The organism is Flavobacterium sp. RHBU_3 (assembly GCF_046613565.1).
Classification (GTDB): Bacteria; Bacteroidota; Bacteroidia; order Flavobacteriales; family Flavobacteriaceae; genus Flavobacterium.
The window spans coordinates 105,514-124,045 of the sequence record NZ_JBKJHC010000007.1; the positions used below are offsets into that span (position 1 = coordinate 105,514).

The 18,532-nt window shown below is 45.2% G+C and carries 13 protein-coding genes; 3 read left to right on the plus strand and 10 right to left on the minus strand.

Features of this window, described 5'->3' with window-relative positions:
* Window positions 1-16: 16 nt before the first annotated feature.
* A complete protein-coding gene (locus ACLI1A_RS11480; protein WP_411408800.1) occupies window positions 17-1,375 on the plus strand; it encodes a glycoside hydrolase family 28 protein in 1,359 nt (452 codons plus the stop codon).
* A gap of 91 nt (window positions 1,376-1,466) precedes the next feature.
* On the opposite strand, the gene ACLI1A_RS11485 is transcribed toward ACLI1A_RS11480, so the two are convergent.
* The 10 genes from ACLI1A_RS11485 to ACLI1A_RS11530 form a co-directional block, all read right to left on the minus strand.
* Complete coding sequence (locus ACLI1A_RS11485; protein WP_411408801.1) at window positions 1,467-3,794, minus strand: DUF2264 domain-containing protein; 2,328 nt, start codon at window positions 3,792-3,794, stop codon at window positions 1,467-1,469.
* An 87-nt stretch (window positions 3,795-3,881) separates the two neighbouring features.
* The gene (locus ACLI1A_RS11490; protein ID WP_411408802.1) at window positions 3,882-5,267 is read right to left on the minus strand and encodes an MFS transporter; all 1,386 of its coding nucleotides are present in this window, start codon (window positions 5,265-5,267) and stop codon (window positions 3,882-3,884) included.
* A 30-nt stretch (window positions 5,268-5,297) separates the two neighbouring features.
* On the minus strand, window positions 5,298-5,960 hold the full coding sequence (locus ACLI1A_RS11495) for a bifunctional 4-hydroxy-2-oxoglutarate aldolase/2-dehydro-3-deoxy-phosphogluconate aldolase (protein WP_411408803.1): 663 nt from the start codon (window positions 5,958-5,960) through the stop codon (window positions 5,298-5,300).
* A 52-nt stretch (window positions 5,961-6,012) separates the two neighbouring features.
* The gene (locus ACLI1A_RS11500; protein WP_411408804.1) at window positions 6,013-7,020 is read right to left on the minus strand and encodes a sugar kinase; all 1,008 of its coding nucleotides are present in this window, start codon (window positions 7,018-7,020) and stop codon (window positions 6,013-6,015) included.
* A gap of 19 nt (window positions 7,021-7,039) precedes the next feature.
* On the minus strand, window positions 7,040-8,440 hold the full coding sequence (uxaC, locus tag ACLI1A_RS11505) for a glucuronate isomerase (RefSeq protein ID WP_411408805.1): 1,401 nt from the start codon (window positions 8,438-8,440) through the stop codon (window positions 7,040-7,042).
* Window positions 8,441-8,442: 2 nt separating this feature from the next.
* Window positions 8,443-9,222, minus strand: coding sequence for a gluconate 5-dehydrogenase (locus tag ACLI1A_RS11510; protein WP_411408806.1), 780 nt, complete (start codon window positions 9,220-9,222; stop codon window positions 8,443-8,445).
* Between the two features lie 43 nt (window positions 9,223-9,265).
* Window positions 9,266-11,197 carry a family 43 glycosylhydrolase gene (locus ACLI1A_RS11515; protein ID WP_411408807.1) on the minus strand — a complete coding sequence of 644 codons (1,932 nt, stop codon included), beginning with the start codon at window positions 11,195-11,197 and terminating at the stop codon, window positions 9,266-9,268.
* Window position 11,198: 1 nt separating this feature from the next.
* Window positions 11,199-13,733 carry an alpha-L-arabinofuranosidase C-terminal domain-containing protein gene (locus ACLI1A_RS11520; RefSeq protein WP_411408808.1) on the minus strand — a complete coding sequence of 845 codons (2,535 nt, stop codon included), beginning with the start codon at window positions 13,731-13,733 and terminating at the stop codon, window positions 11,199-11,201.
* A gap of 27 nt (window positions 13,734-13,760) precedes the next feature.
* Entirely contained in the window at window positions 13,761-14,597 is an 837-nt protein-coding gene (gene kduI / locus ACLI1A_RS11525; RefSeq protein WP_411408809.1) for a 5-dehydro-4-deoxy-D-glucuronate isomerase, read from the minus strand.
* Window positions 14,598-14,637: 40 nt separating this feature from the next.
* Window positions 14,638-15,879, minus strand: coding sequence for a DUF4861 family protein (locus ACLI1A_RS11530; RefSeq protein ID WP_411408810.1), 1,242 nt, complete (start codon window positions 15,877-15,879; stop codon window positions 14,638-14,640).
* Between the two features lie 198 nt (window positions 15,880-16,077).
* Here ACLI1A_RS11530 and ACLI1A_RS11535 point away from each other — a divergent pair, with 198 nt between their 5' ends.
* On the plus strand, window positions 16,078-17,124 hold the full coding sequence (locus ACLI1A_RS11535) for a GntR family transcriptional regulator (RefSeq protein WP_411408811.1): 1,047 nt from the start codon (window positions 16,078-16,080) through the stop codon (window positions 17,122-17,124).
* 102 nt (window positions 17,125-17,226) lie between these two features.
* Window positions 17,227-18,528: a BNR repeat-containing protein gene (locus ACLI1A_RS11540; RefSeq protein ID WP_411408812.1), complete on the plus strand. Its 1,302-nt coding sequence runs from the start codon at window positions 17,227-17,229 to the stop codon at window positions 18,526-18,528.
* Window positions 18,529-18,532 lie beyond the last annotated feature (4 nt).

Consider the following 18,532-nt stretch of genomic DNA (forward strand, 5'->3'; position numbering starts at 1 on the left):
TAAAACAATATCAACCATGAAAAAATTACTAATACTGTTGGCAAGCTTTTCCTTAGTATCCTGCTACAGTCAAAAAGTACCCGTTATAAATACAATAAAAGTGGCTGCTCCTTTCGAAATGCCTGCCATACAGGTCGCAGATTTCAGTAAGTGCTCTAAGTTCAGTATAACCGATTTCGGCGCAGTAAAGGGTGACAAGAAAAAGAATACCACTGCCATAGCAAAAGCAATAGACAAAGCCTCCAAACAAGATGGTGGTACTGTAATAATACCACCCGGCGAATGGATTACCGGCAGCATCCACTTTAAAAGCAATGTAAACCTGCATTTGCAGGAAGGTGCCGTACTGCTGTTTTCGTCAGACCCACAAGATTATCTCCCGGCCGTGCATACAACCTGGGAGGGTATGGAATGTTATAACTACTCGCCCCTTATCTACGCGCACAATTGTACAAACGTAGCCATTACCGGAAAAGGTACCCTGAAAGCCGGTATGCAAACCTGGGAAAAATGGTTTGCAAGACCCTCAGGCCACATGAACAGCCTGAAACTGCTGTACAACCAATGCGCCAAAAACGTTCCGGTAGAACAACGTCAAATGGTGAATGATTCGGCAAACCTTAGGCCGCAGTTTATACAGTTTAATCGTTGTAAAAATGTGTTACTTGAAGGCATTTCCATTAAAGACAGTCCGTTTTGGGTAATACACCCTTATCTGTGCAATGATGTGGTGATACGCAAGGTGAATGTCTATGCCCACGGACACAACAACGATGGTGTAGACCCCGAAATGAGCCAAAACGTACTTATAGAAGACTGCATTTTTGATCAGGGTGACGATGCAATAGCCATAAAATCAGGGCGCGACCAGGATGCATGGAGGCTAAACACACCTGCCAGGAATATCGTAATTCGCAACTGCCTCGTAAAGAACGGGCACCAGCTGGTAGCCATAGGCAGTGAAATGAGTGGTGGTGTAGAGAATGTGTTTATTGATAATTGTAAAGTAGTCGACGGCGCCAAGCTTAATCACCTCCTGTTCCTGAAGACCAACGAACGCAGGGGCGGTTACATGAAAAACATTTACATGCAAAATGTAGAATCAGGCAAGATAGACCAGGGCATACTGGGTATAGAAACCGATGTTATATACCAATGGAAAAACCTGGTACCGATGTACGAGCGAAGGCTCACCCCTATTTCCGATATTCATCTTACCAATGTAAAGGCTACCGATGTAAAGTTTATATCGCGCATACTGGGCGAAAAAGAACTGCCCGTACAACAAGTATCACTTAAAAATGTAAGTGCTGTTAAAGTAAGAGAAAACAAGCACATTCACGAAAACCTGTTACAGTTTACAGAAACTAAATAGAACCTGCCCCCAGGCAATAAAAAGTGGCCCGTTATTGATTTCAATAACGGGCCGCGAACTTTAAAACAATTCACTAATGCTTTATCAAGGATTAAAATTTGTCTCTTGTTTTTATGTCATCATCCCAGTGATGGTCTTTCGGGAACGGCTTACCACTCCAAGCTTTCCTGCTTGTCCAGTCCTGTGGGGCATCTGTCCAGAACGGGTGGGTAGCAGGCAGGCCAAGTGGCATAAAGGCCAATGAGGTCATATACAGGCTGCCGTTGTTTGTATACCAGTCAGACACATTAGGCTGATTACCTGCAAAGCCTATAGTCAAATAGCCCTTAGCATTAAAATTATTTTGCTGGTCAAACATCCTTTTCATTACGGCGGTAAGCGCCGCACGAACCTGACCATTGGTTACACCCTCCGGAAGTCGCTGGTATTGCGCCATAAGCGCAAGGGGCTGCATGGTAGCCATACGGTACGGTATAGAGCGCCCAAATACCGGGAATGTACCTTCAGGCGAAATTAAACGCTCCAATACAAGTGCGTATTTTTGCGCGCGCTTCAGTTCGCGGTCATAGTATTTTTCATAGTCAATACGGGTATTGGCATGCACATCCTTCATCCCCTGGCAGGTTTCCAGGTACATCGGGTGAAACACATAGCTGCTGTAATAATCAAACGAAAACGAAGGTCCGTCGGCATACCAGCCATCACCCACATACCACTCCTCTACCTTGCGTATCGCCGAATTGATACGGTACTCGTCATACGGCGCACCCGCTTTAGCAAGGAACGCTTCTACCGTAGATGAGAACAGCACCCAGTTAGTATACGGCGGGTCTATGCGGCGCAGCTGGGTAAACTCTTCTATATAGCGTTTTTTAGTTTCAGCATCCAGTGGTGCCCAAAGAGCATCATACGCACGTAAAAAGCTTTCGGCAATATAGGCAGCATCTACCAGTGCCTGCCCATGCCCGTGCCATAGCAGGTAGTCAGGGCTATTAGGATCCACAGCATTAGTATAGCTTTCCAAGGCCCACTCACGTAGCTGCTTTCGCTTTTTACCTTCATTAGTAGCATCATCGGGCAAGGCCAGCCAAGGCGAAATCCCCGCCATCAGCCTGCCGAAAGCTTCCATATAGGTTACTTTTTTATCGCGTCCATCCCAGGCCGGGCTTACTTCTACCAGCATATTTTGCTGTAATTTACCCTCGGCCATATTGCGCAGCACCGGCTCTGCAATCTTATACGCAAGTTCACTCCAATATGCCCTGTCCTTGCCGGCTTCATTTTCCGCTTCCAGGAAACGAACGTACTCACAACTCGCTAAAAGGAATGCACCCACACCGAAGTTGGCCGTAGAATTTGCATCCACCACCTGACCGGGTATGGCCTTCTCACCTATGGGCTGTACATAACCTATGCGGCCGTCTTTTTGCAGGGCAGTAGTTTTAAGGTAGCTCCACGCTTTATTGATTACCGGCATAAAAGCCGTTTTGTCTAAATAATTATTGTTTACCCCCCAAAGCATGGCATAGGTGAAAAAAGCGGTACCGCTGGTTTCAGGCCCGGGGGCATGCTGTGCATCCATCATACTACGGGTCCAGTAGCCTTCGGGTTGTTGTATGGCTGCCACGGCTTTCGCCATATTTTGGAATTTCTGCACAAAGAAACTGCGGTGCTTATAATCGGCAGGAAGGTCTTTTATAACCTTTGCCAAACCGGCCAGTACCCAACCGTCTCCCCGCGCCCAAAAGTCCTTTTTACCGTTAACACTTTTATGTTGCGGGTACACGTACTTGGCATCGCGATAGTACAGGTTTTCATCTTTATCAAACATAATCCCGTCGGCATACGACAAGTATTCGTATAGTTTGTCCAGGTACTGCCTGTTGTTGGTAATCTTGTACATTTTGGTCATTACCGGCATCACCATGTACAGGCCGTCACTCCACCACCAGTAATCATTTCGTGGGGTAGACATCTCATACTCCATAACTTCTTTGGCACGGGCTATTTTACGGGGTTCGGGCAGCAGGTTGTACAAATCTGCATACACCTGGAAACATATCTGGTAATCGCCAAACAGCACATAATCGTCTGTTTCGCCATAGGTAGATTTCCATTCGGCCTTGTTGGTACCTTTGGCTCCCATCCATTGGTTATGCTCTGCCCATGCTTCAGAATAGGCACGATACTTTTCGTTACCCGTAAGCATATAGGCTTCCATGTTACCGGTATGGTATGCGGCGTTATCCCAAAACGCACGGTTTTGCGGTGGGTTATGAGATTGCCAGTAAGTGTTTACCTTATCAATGATTTTGCGTACCTGTTCGGGGCTGTCCTTTTTTTGGGCAAAAGAATAATACCCGGAAAGGCACACCAAAAGGCATAAGAGTGGCTTTACAACAATGTTGTGCTTGTACATAGTAAAATGATTTTGACTGAGCCGTAAATATATTGGCTTTATACAAAACCTCAAACGATGTAACTGATAAATATCTTTAATTTTATACTACAGGTCGGTAATAGGCTTGTATTTAGGTACCAGTGTTTTCATTACAAACCATGCCACAATATAGGCCACGGCACAAAACGAGAACATTATGGTGTAACCGGTTTCTATATGGCCTAATGCTTTGTAGTGGTCAAACAGTGCGCCGCCCACTTTGGTAACGATAACACCGCCTATACCACCAGCCATACCGCCAATACCTACTACGCTGCCCACTGCCTTTTTAGGAAACATGTCGCTCACCGTGGTAAAGATATTAGCGCTCCACGCCTGGTGTGCACTGGCGCCAATGCCTATAAGCAATACCGGCATCCAATAGCTGGAACCACCTAAAGGCTGTGCAAGCAATACTATAAGCGGAAAAAGCGCTATAATAAGCATGGCTCGCATACGCCCGTCATACGCGCTGTAACCCTTCTTTATAAAATATTTAGGGAACCAGCCGCCGCCTATACTACCAAACATGGTCATGGTATACAGCACCGCCAGGGGTAACTGCATGTCTTTAGATTCCATATTGTATTGTGCAGCAAGGTATTTTGGCAACCAGAACAGGAAAAACCACCAAACACCATCTGTAAGGAATTTCCCTAAGAAAAACGCCCAGGTTTGACGGTAACCAAAAAGCCTTGACCATGCTACTTTAGCTTCAGCAGCCTCGTGTTTTGGTTCAATTGATTCTAATGGTTTATCTTCGACATCACTATTGATATATTCGTATTCTGATGCCGAAAGCCTTTTTTGTTTCTCGGGCTTTTCATAGAACAGGAACCAAAATATCAGCCAGATAAACCCGGCAATACCTACTATTTTGAAAGCCCATTCCCAGCCCCACACCTCAGCGATAATGGGTACACTGATTGGTGCCAGTATAGCACCAATGTTAGCACCTGAGTTGAAAATACCTGTGGCAAGGGCTCTTTCTTTTTTCGGGAAGTATTCGGCGGTGGCCTTAATAGCCGCGGGGAAGTTACCAGCCTCACCAAAGCCCAGCACTGCACGGCTTACCATAAACCCAATGATTGACGGCGCCGCAACAATACCTATACCTTGCAATAACGGGCTTAACGCCTCTCCTACCGGAACCGATTGGGCATGCAGAATAGCACCAAGGCTCCACACTACAATAGCAATGGCATAGCCCCACTTGGTACCCAGCTTGTCTATAAACCTGCCGGCAAACAGCATGGAAAGCGCATAGATAAACTGGAATACCGCCGTAATATCGGCATAATCAGACTCGCTCCAGCCAAATTTATCTGAAAGGTCGGGTGCAAGCAGGCTAAGTACCTGCCTGTCCAGGTAGTTTATAGTAGTGGCCACAAACAGCAGGGAACAGATGGTCCAGCGGTAGCGGCCTATAGATTGCAGGGTATTTGTACTCATGTTTATTTGTTTTATGGTTTGTGCAAAGGATTATCCTTTAATGGATTGTACCATTTGCAATACAGTTGCAGTATTGTTTTCTATAGCAGCGTAATCACGGCTTTCTACAAGCGCCTTACTTACCAGGTTACTGCCCATGCCTACGGCACAAACCCCGGCATCAAACCAGGATTTAATGCTCTCCACGGTAGGTTCTACGCCACCGGTAGGCATAAAGCTAAGGTTAGGAAACACAGCCGCTATACTGCGCATAAAATCAGGCCCAAGTGCATTGCCCGGAAACAATTTTATAAATGTAACCCCGGCCGTTTCGGCAGCGATGATTTCGGTAGGTGTCATACAACCCGGTGCGTAAAGCAGGCCGTTTTCTACCGCGTAATGGGCTATTTCAGGCACAAACCCCGGGCTGATTAAAAAATCGGCACCGGCATGCCTGTAGTTTTGTGCTTCATCGGCTGTTTTCAGTGTGCCAATGCCCAGGTAAAAGCCCGGCATCTCAGCATCGCGAAGCTTTGCCAAGGCAGTAAAGTTGGCAAAAGCCGCTGCTCCCCTGTTGGTATATTCCACCGCCCTGATGCCTGCACGGTACAGTGCACGGAGTATGGCTACGCTCACGGCTTCATCTGCATGAAAATAAAGGGGCAGTAATCCCTGTTGTTTTATGGCTTGTATAATGGTATCCTTATCGCTCATTGTGTGTTGTTATTGACTATATCGTTTGAAAATTTTGATTTAAAAAAGCAGGCTATCGTTTCAGCCTGCCGCTTGTATTGCCACCTGCCACTTCGCTTATCTCAGCTACCGAAGCCAGGTTTACATCGCCTACTATGGTATGCTTTACCGCACAGGCCGCATTGGCAAACGCCAGGGTTTCCTCCATGCCCATAGCGGTTTCAATCCCGTAAATAAGTCCAGCCGCATACGCATCGCCGGTACCTATACGGTCTACCACGTCGGATATTTCTATTTCCGGTGTGGTGTAAAAAGTGGTACCATCCCAGGCCTGTGCATATATCTTCTGGTGCGTGGCGCTCAGTCCCGTACGTATCTTGTCGTACACTGTAGTAATACCGGGCAGGGTTTCCATCAGCTTTTGTGCCGAAGCAATAAAGCCTGCCTCATCCCTGCTGAAATCAGTACCCAATATTTCATTCACTTCATTTACACCGCCTATAAATACAGTACTAAGCCCTACCAACTCACGCAATACCTCAAAACCGTTGCGGCCATACTGCCACAGGTTACTGCGGTAGGCAGGGTCAGCGGTAATGGTAATGCCTTTTTGTTTGGCAAGGGTCAGGCCTTCTTTAAGGGTTTGGTAAGCGCCTTCACTAATCGCCGGTGAAATGCCTGTCCAGTGCAGTAGTGTACAACCGTCCAATACTTTCTCCCAGTCTACCTGTTCCGGCTGTATGTTGGCAAAAGCCCCGTGCAGCCTGTTATAGGTTATCTGGCTGGCGCGAAGCCCTGAGCCAACTTCCATAAAATACAGCCCCAGCGGATGCTTTACTTTAGTAATGTGCGCCGTGTCTATGCCATAACCCTGCATGCAGCCTATTGCGGCAGTACCTACAAAATCATCGCTTACGTTGCTTACGTGCTGTACCGTAAGGCCAAACTGCGCCAGTGAAGCACCCACGTTCATTTCAGTCCCTCCGAAGAAAAAATCAAGAGAATTGCTCTGCTTCATTTTATTGAATCCCGGCGGCGAAAGCCTCATTATCACTTCGCCAAAGGTTACTACCTTACCCATTTATATATTTTTTGGCGGATTAAAATTCAAAATACTGTTTTGCATTGCGGTAGCAGATGTCCGATACCATGCTGCCCACCCAGGCGGTATCCTGCGGAAGCTCGCCGCTTTCCATTTCCTGTCCCAAAAGATTGCACAATACCCTGCGGAAATACTCGTGCCTCGGGAACGACAGGAAGCTGCGTGAATCGGTAAGCATGCCTACAAAAGCGCTTAGCAGCCCCATGTTACTCAGGGCATTCAGTTGCTTTATAATACCGTCTTTCTGGTCAAGGAACCACCAGCCCGAACCGTACTGCACCTTGCCGCGTGCCGAACCGTCGTTAAAGTTACCGCACATGGTGGCAAACAGTTCGTTGTCTGCCGGGTTAAGGTTGTACAATATGGTCTTGGCAAGCTTATCCTTACCATCCAGCGCATTCAGGAAATTGCTAAGCGTGGTAGCCTGAGCGTAATCGCCTATACTGTCCCAACCTGTATCGGCGCCCAAAAGCCTGTGCATACGGGCGTTATTGTTTCGCAGTGCACCAAGGTGGAACTGCTGTACCCACCCCCTGTTTGCATACTCTTCGCAAAGGAACAGCAGCAGTGCCGTTTTAAACTTATCGGCTTCCAAAACCGTAAGGCCGTTACCCGAACGCCTCTTTTCGAAGATGACGCTGACTTCTGCATCGGTAAACGATTCAAAAGGCAGCTGGTTAAAACCAAGGTCGCTGATGCGGCAGCCGTTTTCATGGAAAAACTCCAGGCGTTTCAGTAGCGCATCTTTAAGATCGTTATAGGTGTTGATGGTTATCCCGGCAGCCTTTTCAAGTTGCCCAAGATAATCATTATAGTTCTCATTTTCAATCAAAACCGCCTTATCAGGACGGAATGCCGTGCTTACTTTTGTTTTAAAAGTGCCGTTAGCCAACACCTGGTGATGCTCCAGCGTATCGATAGGGTCTTCAGTAGTACACAGCATTTCCACATTCATTTGCGTAAGCAGGCCCTGAGTGGTGTATTCAGGCAGTTTCAGCTTTTCGTTTATGGCTGTGTACATTTCTTTGGCATTGCTCTCGTTAAGATATGCATCTATACCAAAGTAACGCTTCAGTTCCAGCTGCGTCCAGTGGAATAACGGATTGCGCAGTGTATGCGGCAATGTCTTTGCCCATGCTGCGAATTTTTCATCGTCAGGAGCAGTACCTGTAATGTATTTTTCGTCAATGCCCCAGGTACGCATGGCACGCCACTTATAATGGTCGCCGCCTATCCAAAGCTGCGTAATGGTATCAAACGCTTTGTTTGTAGCAATTTCAGCCGGGGGCAAATGGTTGTGGTAGTCTATTATAGGCTGTTTTTCAGCATAATTGAAGTACAGTTCCTCTGCAAATTTATTTTGCAGTAAAAAAGTATCGGTTATAAAAGGTGTAGCCATGATTATTCGTTAGATGGTTTGCCAATGGTGGCCAGTATACCACCGTCTACATAAATGATTTGCCCGTTTACAAAGTCGCTCGCCTTAGAAGAAAGGAACACTGCTGTACCTGCCAGGTCTTCAGGGTCGCCCCATCGGCCTGCCGGAGTACGGCTGATGATAAACTCGTTAAACGGGTTACCGTCTACACGTATCGGGGCTGTTTGGCTTGTCGCAAAATAACCCGGGCCAATACCATTTACCTGTATATTGTACGGTGCCCATTCGGTAGCAAGGTTCTTGGTCAGCATTTTAAGCCCTCCTTTTGCAGCAGCATAGGCAGTTACATTAGTACGGCCAAGCTCGCTCATCATAGAACAGATGTTGATGATCTTTCCACAACGGCGGCCTATCATGTATTTGGCTACCTCCCTGCTCATGATGAATGCGCCCACGAGGTCAACATCTATTACCCTGCGAAAATCTTCCACGGGCATGTCTACTGCCAGTACACGCTTTATAATGCCTGCATTGTTCACCAGAATATCTATAGGGCCACCAGCCTCTATTTTTGCTATGTTTTCTATGGCAGCGGCCTCATCAGTAACATCGAACAAATAGCCTGATGCCGTGTAACCTTTGCCTTTATAGTATTGTAATGCTTCTTCTAATTTAGACGGCGTAGTACCGGTTATGATAAGCTCAGCACCTGCAACGGCAAGCCCTTCGGCCATAGCCATGCCCAGCCCGTGCGTGCCGCCGGTTATTACTGCCCTTTTTCCTTGTAAACTAAATAATCCCATAATTGTGTGTTTATTTTTTTTAGCCGATGCAGTAGCAAACGGCTTATTTCTTTTCTAACGAAACTCCCTGTAGCGTAGGTTTTACCTGTAGGATGTTCCCGTTTTTGTCAAATTCAAGTTTGTCAATGCATACCTCGCGGTGGTACCCTGCCGAGGGCCCCATGTCCTGACCGTTAGGGTACGGGAAACGGTGGTAAACAATATACCATTCGTCCTTGCCCGGCACCTGTACTACCGAATGGTGGCCGGTACCGTAAATGCCCTGCTCCTTATCGGCTTGTATAACAATGTTGTTTTCGGCTATGGTTATAGGCCCTGTAGGCGATTTTGCCGTACCGTAGCGCACCTTGTAATTCGGGCTGCGGGTATCGTCTTCGCTCCACATAAAGTAATAGGTACCCTTGCGGTAAATTACATACGTCCCCTCTCGGAAGGTCTTGTCAATATTCAGCGTTTTCAGGGTTTCTTTCTTTATCGAAACCATATCGTCGTTCAGTTCGGCTACAGCCATATAGCTGTTGCCCCAGTACAGGTACGTTTTGCCGCTTTTAGGATCGGTAAACACATCGGGATCTATCTCCTGCCCTCGGGTAATGCCTTCAGGTTTAAAGTCGATTAACGCCTTACCGCTGTCTAAGAACGGCCCCGTAGGATTATCTGATACCGCCACACCTATCTTCTTGGCACCTGTAAAATAGTAAAAATATTTGTACTTGCCTTTTATCTTTTTCTCAACAATGCAGGGTGCCCAGGCATTGGCTTTCGCCCAACTCACGTCTTTTTTCAGGTCGAGGATTACGCCTTCATCTTTCCAGTCCTTAAGATTGTCCGACGAAAAGGTTTTGAAATAATACCCGCCCCAGTTATCAAAACCGTCGCTTGTAGGATAGATATAGTATTTACCTGTTTTGTTACTGTACAGTATTTCAGGGTCGGCATAAAAGCCCTCCAGCACCGGATTGTTATTTATCTGCGGATAGGCAGCAGGCTTGCCCCATTTGGCAATAAGCCCTTTCAGTTCGCTGCGGGTTATGGGCAGTATAGTGCCGTGACGTGGATGGAAATCCATGGTTACCTCGTTGTCTATCGCAGTAAAATGTTGCAGGCAGGTACTCTTGGTAAACTGGTACTTACCGCTTTTGTACACATCGTACATCAGTATGTATTCATCGCTGTGGTTTAGTTTGAATACCCCAGCACCCTCTACAGCGTCTTTGGTTTGCTGCAGGTATTCAGGGAATTCCTTCCAGTGTCCCGATGTTAAATCGGTAGTGGTGGCCACCTTAATACCGGGAGTTTCTGTCTCCGTTTTGTAGAAAAGATTGAACACACCGTCTTTCTCTATAATATCACCGTCTATACAGGCCTTGCCGTTCTTCGGGATGAACAACGGTTTTGGTGCAGCTTCCAGCGCAGTAAAATCTTTGTTGGCATAGGCATAATAAATGGTATCGGGGCCGTCGCCGTGCTTCATACTGAAGTACACCATGTACTTGCCTGCCTTTTCATCATATATCGTTTGCGGAGCCCAAACACGTTTAAGATCGGCATTACCCGGATAGGTAGTCTGGATATTGATAACAGTACTCGTCCAGTTGATAAGGTCAGTGCTTTTAAGCAATACCATGGCACGGTTACTGTCCCAACCTTTGGCAGCCACCATATCGGTACACGCCATATAGAACGTCTTTCCGTCCTTACCACGAAGGATATGCGGGTCGCGTACACCACCTGTAGTGCTTATAACCTTACTATCCAACACAGGCAGGTTGCTGTTAAGCGCATAGTAATGGTAACCATCGGGGCTGATGGCGTAGCGCACCGCCTCGTGATTGGCATTGCCTGCATCCTTGCCTGCAAAATACACAAACAGGTAAGCGTTAAGGTCCTTATCGGGTACAGCTTCGGGTGCCTGCTGTGCATTGGCAAAAAACGTGGCAATGTATAGTGCAAGCACCGTTGTGAGCTTTTTCATCTTACTTTGTTTTTAGGCGGATTACAGTAAACGAATACGGCGGAAGTTCCTTTTTAAAGGCATCCTGTACGGCAAGCTGCGTGGTTACCGGCTTACCCGATTTGCTTTCTGGCTTTTCAGTAAGTACTGTGTAGGTCGCAGTGCCTGTAGCAGTAATGCCTTCAGTACTGATTGCAGGCTTAACGGCAACAGGCAGCAGGTTTACCAGCTTAATAATTACATCGCCTGTGGCAGCATCAACTGTAGTTGAAACCCCTATGCGTTTTACCGCTTCGGTATTGGTTTCACGGATAATTGCAGTACTGTTCACGTAACTGTCACCCGGGTTTTCTCCGTATAATTTCTGCACGAAGTAGTTAACAGTAGGCTTCACTTCGGTACCGTTAAAGTAAATCAGGTCGGGGTTCCACTGGGTGTGGCCTTCACGTGCCAGCATGGGTGCATAGCTTGCCATACTTACCACATCGCCGTTGCGTTCTATGGCTGTAAGGTACAGTGCTTCAGCAAGGGCGTTGTAAAGCGAATTGCCCCATGAGGCATATTCACCAAGGTACACTTTAGATTTCGACCTGTCATACGCATCGTAAAACGACTGGTTGTTGATGAACCAGCCCGGCGACTCATAGTAATGCTCGTCTACCATAGGCAGTTGCAGCTTATCGGCTATGGCCCAGCCTTCGTCATAATCAGCACCTTCAAAGAAAGGCCCTACGGTACCTATTATGGTAACATCGGGGTATTTTTTACGTACAGCATTTACAATCATGGTATAGCGTTCCTCAAAAACATCGGTTATAAGGTCTTCATTGCCAATGCCAATATACTTCAGGTTAAACGGCTTAGGGTGGCCTGCTTCCGCGCGGACTTTACCCCAGGGTGTGTTGGCACTGCCGTTTGCGTATTCTATAAGATCCAGCACATCCTGAACGTATTCATCCATGTGTTCGATAGGTATGCCAAACTGCTGCCCCGCCCCGCCTACCGACGAGTTTTGACACGGTACACCGGCAGCAAGTACCGGAACTGGTTGGGCGCCTATGTCTTCACAAAATTGGAAGTATTCAAAATAGCCAAGCCCCATGCTCTGGTGGTAGTTCCAGATGTTGCGCATCGGCTTACGGGCTTCAAGTGGGCCAACGGTGTTTTTCCAGCGGTAAATGTTGTCAAGGCCGTTACCGTGCGCCACGCACCCACCCGGAAAGCGTACAAACTTAGGATGTATATCTGCCACAGTTTGTGCAAGGTCGGCACGCAGGCCGTTCTTACGGTTTTTGAATGTTTTTTCGGGGAAAAGCGATACCATATCTACAGCCGTTTCGCCTTGTGTAGTAATTTCCAGGCGGGCATCGGCTACTGTTTTAACAGGCTTCAGCACCGCTGTGTATTTTTTCCAAGAAGTGCCGGGCTTAATATCAGCCTGTGCCAATACAGCACCCGAAGCATCAATAAGCTTAACGGAACATTTGGCACCTTTGGCAAAAATGCTGAAATTGTATTTTTCATTGGCCTTAACGGGAATACCGTCAAAACCTGAATTGGTAATGCTACCGTTATTAATTACCGCAAAATGCGGATTATTGGCATGGATTCCCTTTAGGCTGTCTATCCTGAAATCGCCGCTCCATGCAGTGCGTTCGTTCCAGTTTTTGTCTTTGCCGCGCTTGTCGGCCGTTGTGTATTCAAAACCGCGGTTCTGTACCAGTTCGGCATACAGGCCACCATCGGCGGCATAGTTAATATCTTCAAAGAACACACCCGTAAGCAGGTTGCTTATCTTCTTTTTGTTGGCCGTATTTATTTTTATCTCAGCTACCACAGGCTTTAAGCCCACAAACAGCGCACTGTCTGATTTTGCCGTGGCACTGTTATTGGCTTTCCTGTATTTGGCTACTTCCATAGCCCTTATCAGGCCGTCTACAAGTTCCCATTCGGCTTCCCAAACGGTACCCTGTTCCATGTTTCCGTTTATGCGGAATTGCTGTACAGCATCACTCTTAGGGTTATTGCCTGTTTGGGCTGCACTGAACTTCTTAAAATCGGTAGTTTTGCTCGTATATAACTTATCACCGTTAAACCAAGTTACAATATATTCTCCGTTAACAAGTTTTACTTCAGGATTATAAACCCGGCCACCATTTGGCATTACAGGAATATATGTTTGGCGCTTCCAGTGTACCAGGTCTTTACTGGCCGCATGCGCAAGAATGTTATCTTCCTCGTTTACACTCCACAGACAATGGTATAGGCCATCGGCACCCAGAATAACCGTAGGTGTAAGCATGCGTTTTTCGCCGCCCCAGGTACCGTAATCACATTTTAAAAAGCTGTGTTCAGGCCCTATGGCATGCCAATTTACCTTATCCTGGCTCCATGCAAAATGCAGGCCATTATGCCCGTCATTCTTTTCGGTAGCGTAAGCAAAAAGGAATACTTTATGCGGGCTTTTTACATAATTACCGGCGTAAGCGAATGACTGTGCCAATAAGAATGTAAGGCACGCAAAGATGAAGCTATATAGCCTGAAGGTAGATTTCATGAATACAAGTTTGGTAAATTATATAGGCTATTTTAGCTCATCTGTAGGTACCGCGTCCATATCGCCGTAATCAAGGTTCTCTCCTGCCATACCCCATATAAATGAGTAATTGCTGGTACCACAACCTGAGTGTATGCTCCATTCCGGGCTTATTACTGCCTGGTGCCCCTGCATAAAAATGTGGCGGGTTTCATCGGGTTGGCCCATAAAGTGACTCACCGTTTGGCCTTTGGCAAGGTCAAAATAAAAATACGCCTCCATCCTGCGGGTATGCGTGTGCGACGGCATAGTGTTCCACACATTACCTTCGTGCAGCTCGGTAAGTCCCATTTGCAGCTGGCAGGTAGGCACAATACTGTTCACAATCAACTTGTTAAGGGTACGGCGGTTGGCCGTCTTTTGGTCGCCAAGCTCTATCACTTCGGCATCTTCCTTACCTACCTTTTTAGTAGGGTACGCATGGTGCGCCGGCGCCGAATTGATGTAAAAATAAGGCTGTTCGCCATCTACCGCCTCAAAAATTACTTCCTTATTTCCTTTGCCCACATAAAGGGCTTCTTTCTTATCCAGTTCGTAAACTGTACCGTCTACAGTTACTTTACCTTTTCCACCTACGTTTACAATACCCAGTTCGCGGCGTTCCAGGAAATACTCTGCTTTAAGCTCGTCAATGGTTTCCAGCACCAAGGGCTTACTAACCGGCATAGCACCACCCACAATATAACGGTCGTACATGGTGTACACCAGGCTTATGGTATCTTCCTCAAACACTGTAGGGATAAGGAAATGCTCCCTTAGCTCTTCGGTAGTATAGTATTTTACATCTTCGGGGTGGTGTGCGTACCTGAATTCAGACTTTGTCATTTTTAGTATAATTGTTTGTTTTAAATCGTTTTAATGTTTCTTATTTTACGGTAACCGTCAGCGGACTGGCTAATACCTGTGCCTGTTTGTTAAGCAGTGCATTCCATTCGGTATTGTTAGTAGCCTGCCCTGCTTTTTCCCAAGCAAAACCGGCATAGTAGGTAACTTTTCCGGCTGGGTTTGTAAGTATTATAAGGTTACTCTGGTCTTTGGTTTTACTCTTGTTTACAAAAGCTTTTTGTACAATAGATGGCGCCATTACAATACCCTCTCCTATATAAGTACCATCCATTTTTTCATTGTGAACGAAAATACCTTTATCAGCAAAAACCTCGGCCTGGCCTTCATTGTTGTGTAAGGTAATACCTGTAGCGTAGTTAGGCAACGGCTTTTTAGCGGTATAGCTAACTTCAAATTTAGAGAAGTTACTGCCCAAATCCAGTGAAATGCGTTTTACCTCTTTTACCTCATAATCGCTATATGGCGCATACGTAAGTTCAAACACCGTGCGGAGCGGACCCGCAGCAATGGTTTTATAGCTTACAAAGTTTTTAGATACCAACAGGCTGTCTTTTTCCCAAACACCTGTACCACCTGTACCGCGACTGGCACCTACGTGATAAGGATCGTACCCTTCGCCACGATCTTTATGGTAAAACATCGGGTCGGTTTGATACCCTTTATACCACTTGTTTATAACCGATTCCGGGGTACGCTTTAGCCACAAATCGATACCGCTGCTTAGTGTTCCGTTTTCACGTTTTTGTTCGGTACGCTGCTGGGCATCGGGCCCATAGGTACGAAAAGCTACCTTATCGTTTTCCCACGTATAATCGTCGGTACGTTCGGGCACAAAACGTGAGTATGCTACCACATTAGTAGCAGGCACTACATTCCCTTTAGCATCCTCAAGCAGGTATTCAGCCTTACTTTTAGCTTTCACATCAGCCACAAAAAGCAGCTCGTCTCTTACCCCGTCGCCATCGTTGTCTATCCATTGCAGGGTTTCGTATTTTCCGGTGGCTTTGTTTTTTACTCCAATACTTTCTTCCTTATTGGTCTTTAAGAATGCAGCAAGGCTTTTCTTAGAAACCCCTACTACTTCTGTTCTATCAAAATTAAGCTTGTTATTTACAGTTACAGTTAGGCTTTTTTGGGCGAAAAGCTGTGTACCCGAAAGAAATGTAAACAACATCATAAACGATGCTGTTTTGTATGCATTTTTATATTTCATGAACTGATTATTGATTATAGCACCGCCAAAATAAGGCATTTTTTCCATTCGGCTTATAATTATGGGGTTAAATTATGAAAACGTTTTAGCAAGTTTTTACGTTTTTATAATTTACGTATTAATGTCAAAAATAAAGGTTAATAATTAGCTTAATATCCTGTAGTGTCCTGCTAAAAAAAGCCTGAATTTAAAGGGGATTTACCGATAATTTTAATACATTTACGTTTTAACAAAATTTTTTGAGCCATGACGCAAACGTTTGAATTAAATATTAATGAAAGCTCACGTATACCTAAGTACAAACAGATTGTTGATTCTATTTTAGGAGACATTGCAAAAGGCAATATTAAGGTTGGAGAAAAGATACCTTCTATAAACGAACTGAGTGAAATGTGCTACCTATCTCGAGATACGGTAGAAAAAGCATACAAGATACTACGCGACCGTAAAACCATAGTTTCGGTAAAGGGAAAAGGCTACTACATAACCCGCGTAGACAAAACAGACAAACTGAATATCTGTTTCCTCGTTAACAAAGCCAGTACTTACAAAATGCTTATTTACGATTCATTTGTAAATGCAATAAGCCCATACGGACACGTAGATATGTACTTGTACCACTGCGACGAAACACTTTTTATAAATGCACTGGAACGCAGTATAGGGGCTTATGATTATTATGTGGTGATGTCTCATTTCAGGGATGAAAACTCTAACCATGTAAGCTATACTGACCGTGTAATTAAAATATTGGAACAAATACCTAAGGATAAGCTTATAATGATGGACAATACCAAGCCCATGATTAAAGGCGAATATGGCACCATATACCAGGATTTTAAAAACGATATTTACAATGCTCTTAAAGAGGCGCATGAAAAAATACGTAAATACGAAAAAGTAATTCTGGTTTACCCAAATAAGGCTGTAAACCCCTACCCTCGCCGTATTGTTCATGGTTTCCAGAAATTTTGTGCAGAATTTGACCTTGACTTTGAAATCCTCGATGAAATTTATGATGACATGGAATTTGAAGGCCATGACGTATATATAACCATTCAGGAAAGAGATCTTGTAAACCTAATGCGCCAGGTGCGCAAAAACAACCTGCAATTGGGGCACGACATAGGTATAATTTCATACAATGAAACGCCGCTTAAAGAACTCTTAGGCATAACGGTAATCACGACCGACTTTGTGGCCATGGGTGAGTCGGCTGCGTATATGATATTGAAAAACAAAAAAGAGCATGTAAAAAATGTGTTTAAATATATAGAACGTAACTCCTTATAAAACTCATAATAACTTACAACCCGGATAAAAGTATCCCGAAAACCCCTTAATCTTTTGATTTCGGGGTTTATTTTTGAAAAATTCCCTATCCAAAATAAGATAATGACCTTACAATTCCATTTAAAACATTTATTCCTTCTAATAGTATTATCAATTTGCCTAAGTAGTTGCAGCATATTAAAAATAACCCAATCCTCTATTGGCACTGCCTGGAGTAACAACTCTGTAAACACCGTTATATTCCGCAATAAAGCAATTACATCAAGTAAAAACTACCAATTTACCGCGTACTATAACAACGATGGCAAAGTAGTAATAGCCCGACGCAAACTCCCTTCAGGCCCTTGGGAAACTAACACTACACAATATTCGGGTAATGTGAAAGACGCCCATAACAGTATAAGTATTATTATTGATAATGACGGCTACCTTCACATCAGCTGGGACCATCATGATACAAAACTGCGTTATGCTAAAAGCACCACTCCCTTTGGGCTGGAACTTACGCAGGAGCTCTCTATGACCGGTGAACAGGAAGAACGTGTAACTTATCCTGAATTTCATAACCTGCCAAACGGCAACCTGCTGTTTTGCTATCGTTCAGGAAAATCAGGCAGAGGCAATATGGTAATTAACACCTATGATAGCAAACAAAAAACATGGAAACAACTGCAAAATAACCTGCTAAACGGTGAAGAACAACGCAGTGCCTACTGGCAAATGACTGTAGGTAATAACGGTAGCCTATACCTGTCTTGGGTATGGCGTGAAAGCTGGGATGTTTCCACCAATCATGATATTTGTTTTGCCAAGTCTGAAGACGGCGGAATTACCTGGACAAAATCAAACAACGAAAAATACGCCTTACCCATTACAGCCGCAACAGCAGAAGTAGCCTGGAAAATACCACAAAACAGCAGCCTGATTAACCAGACCTCTATGGTAACCGATAAAAATGGTAATCCTTACATTGCTACCTATTGGGAAACCAACGGTGTACCACAATACAAAGTTGTATATCTGGAAAATGGCAACTGGAAGCTAAAGGAAAGTACCTTTAATACTTCTGCCTTCCATTTGGGTGGTGGTGGCACCAAGAGCATACCGCTATCACGCCCCAAAATATTTGTAAATGGTAAAAATATATACTTACTGTACCGTAACAGCGCCGATGGCGGAAGAGTTATGCTGGCTAATACAGCAATTGATACAGAAGAATGGGAAACAAGAGCCCTTACTGAACAAAGCGTAGGACAATGGGAACCCAATTATGATGAAGAACTATGGCAAAACGAAAAACAACTGCATATTTTTTCTCAAAATGTGGTACAGGTAGACGGCGAAGGGCTTAGCGAAACAGAGCCTCAACCCGTTAACATCATAGAAGTAAAGCACATACGATAAGAAA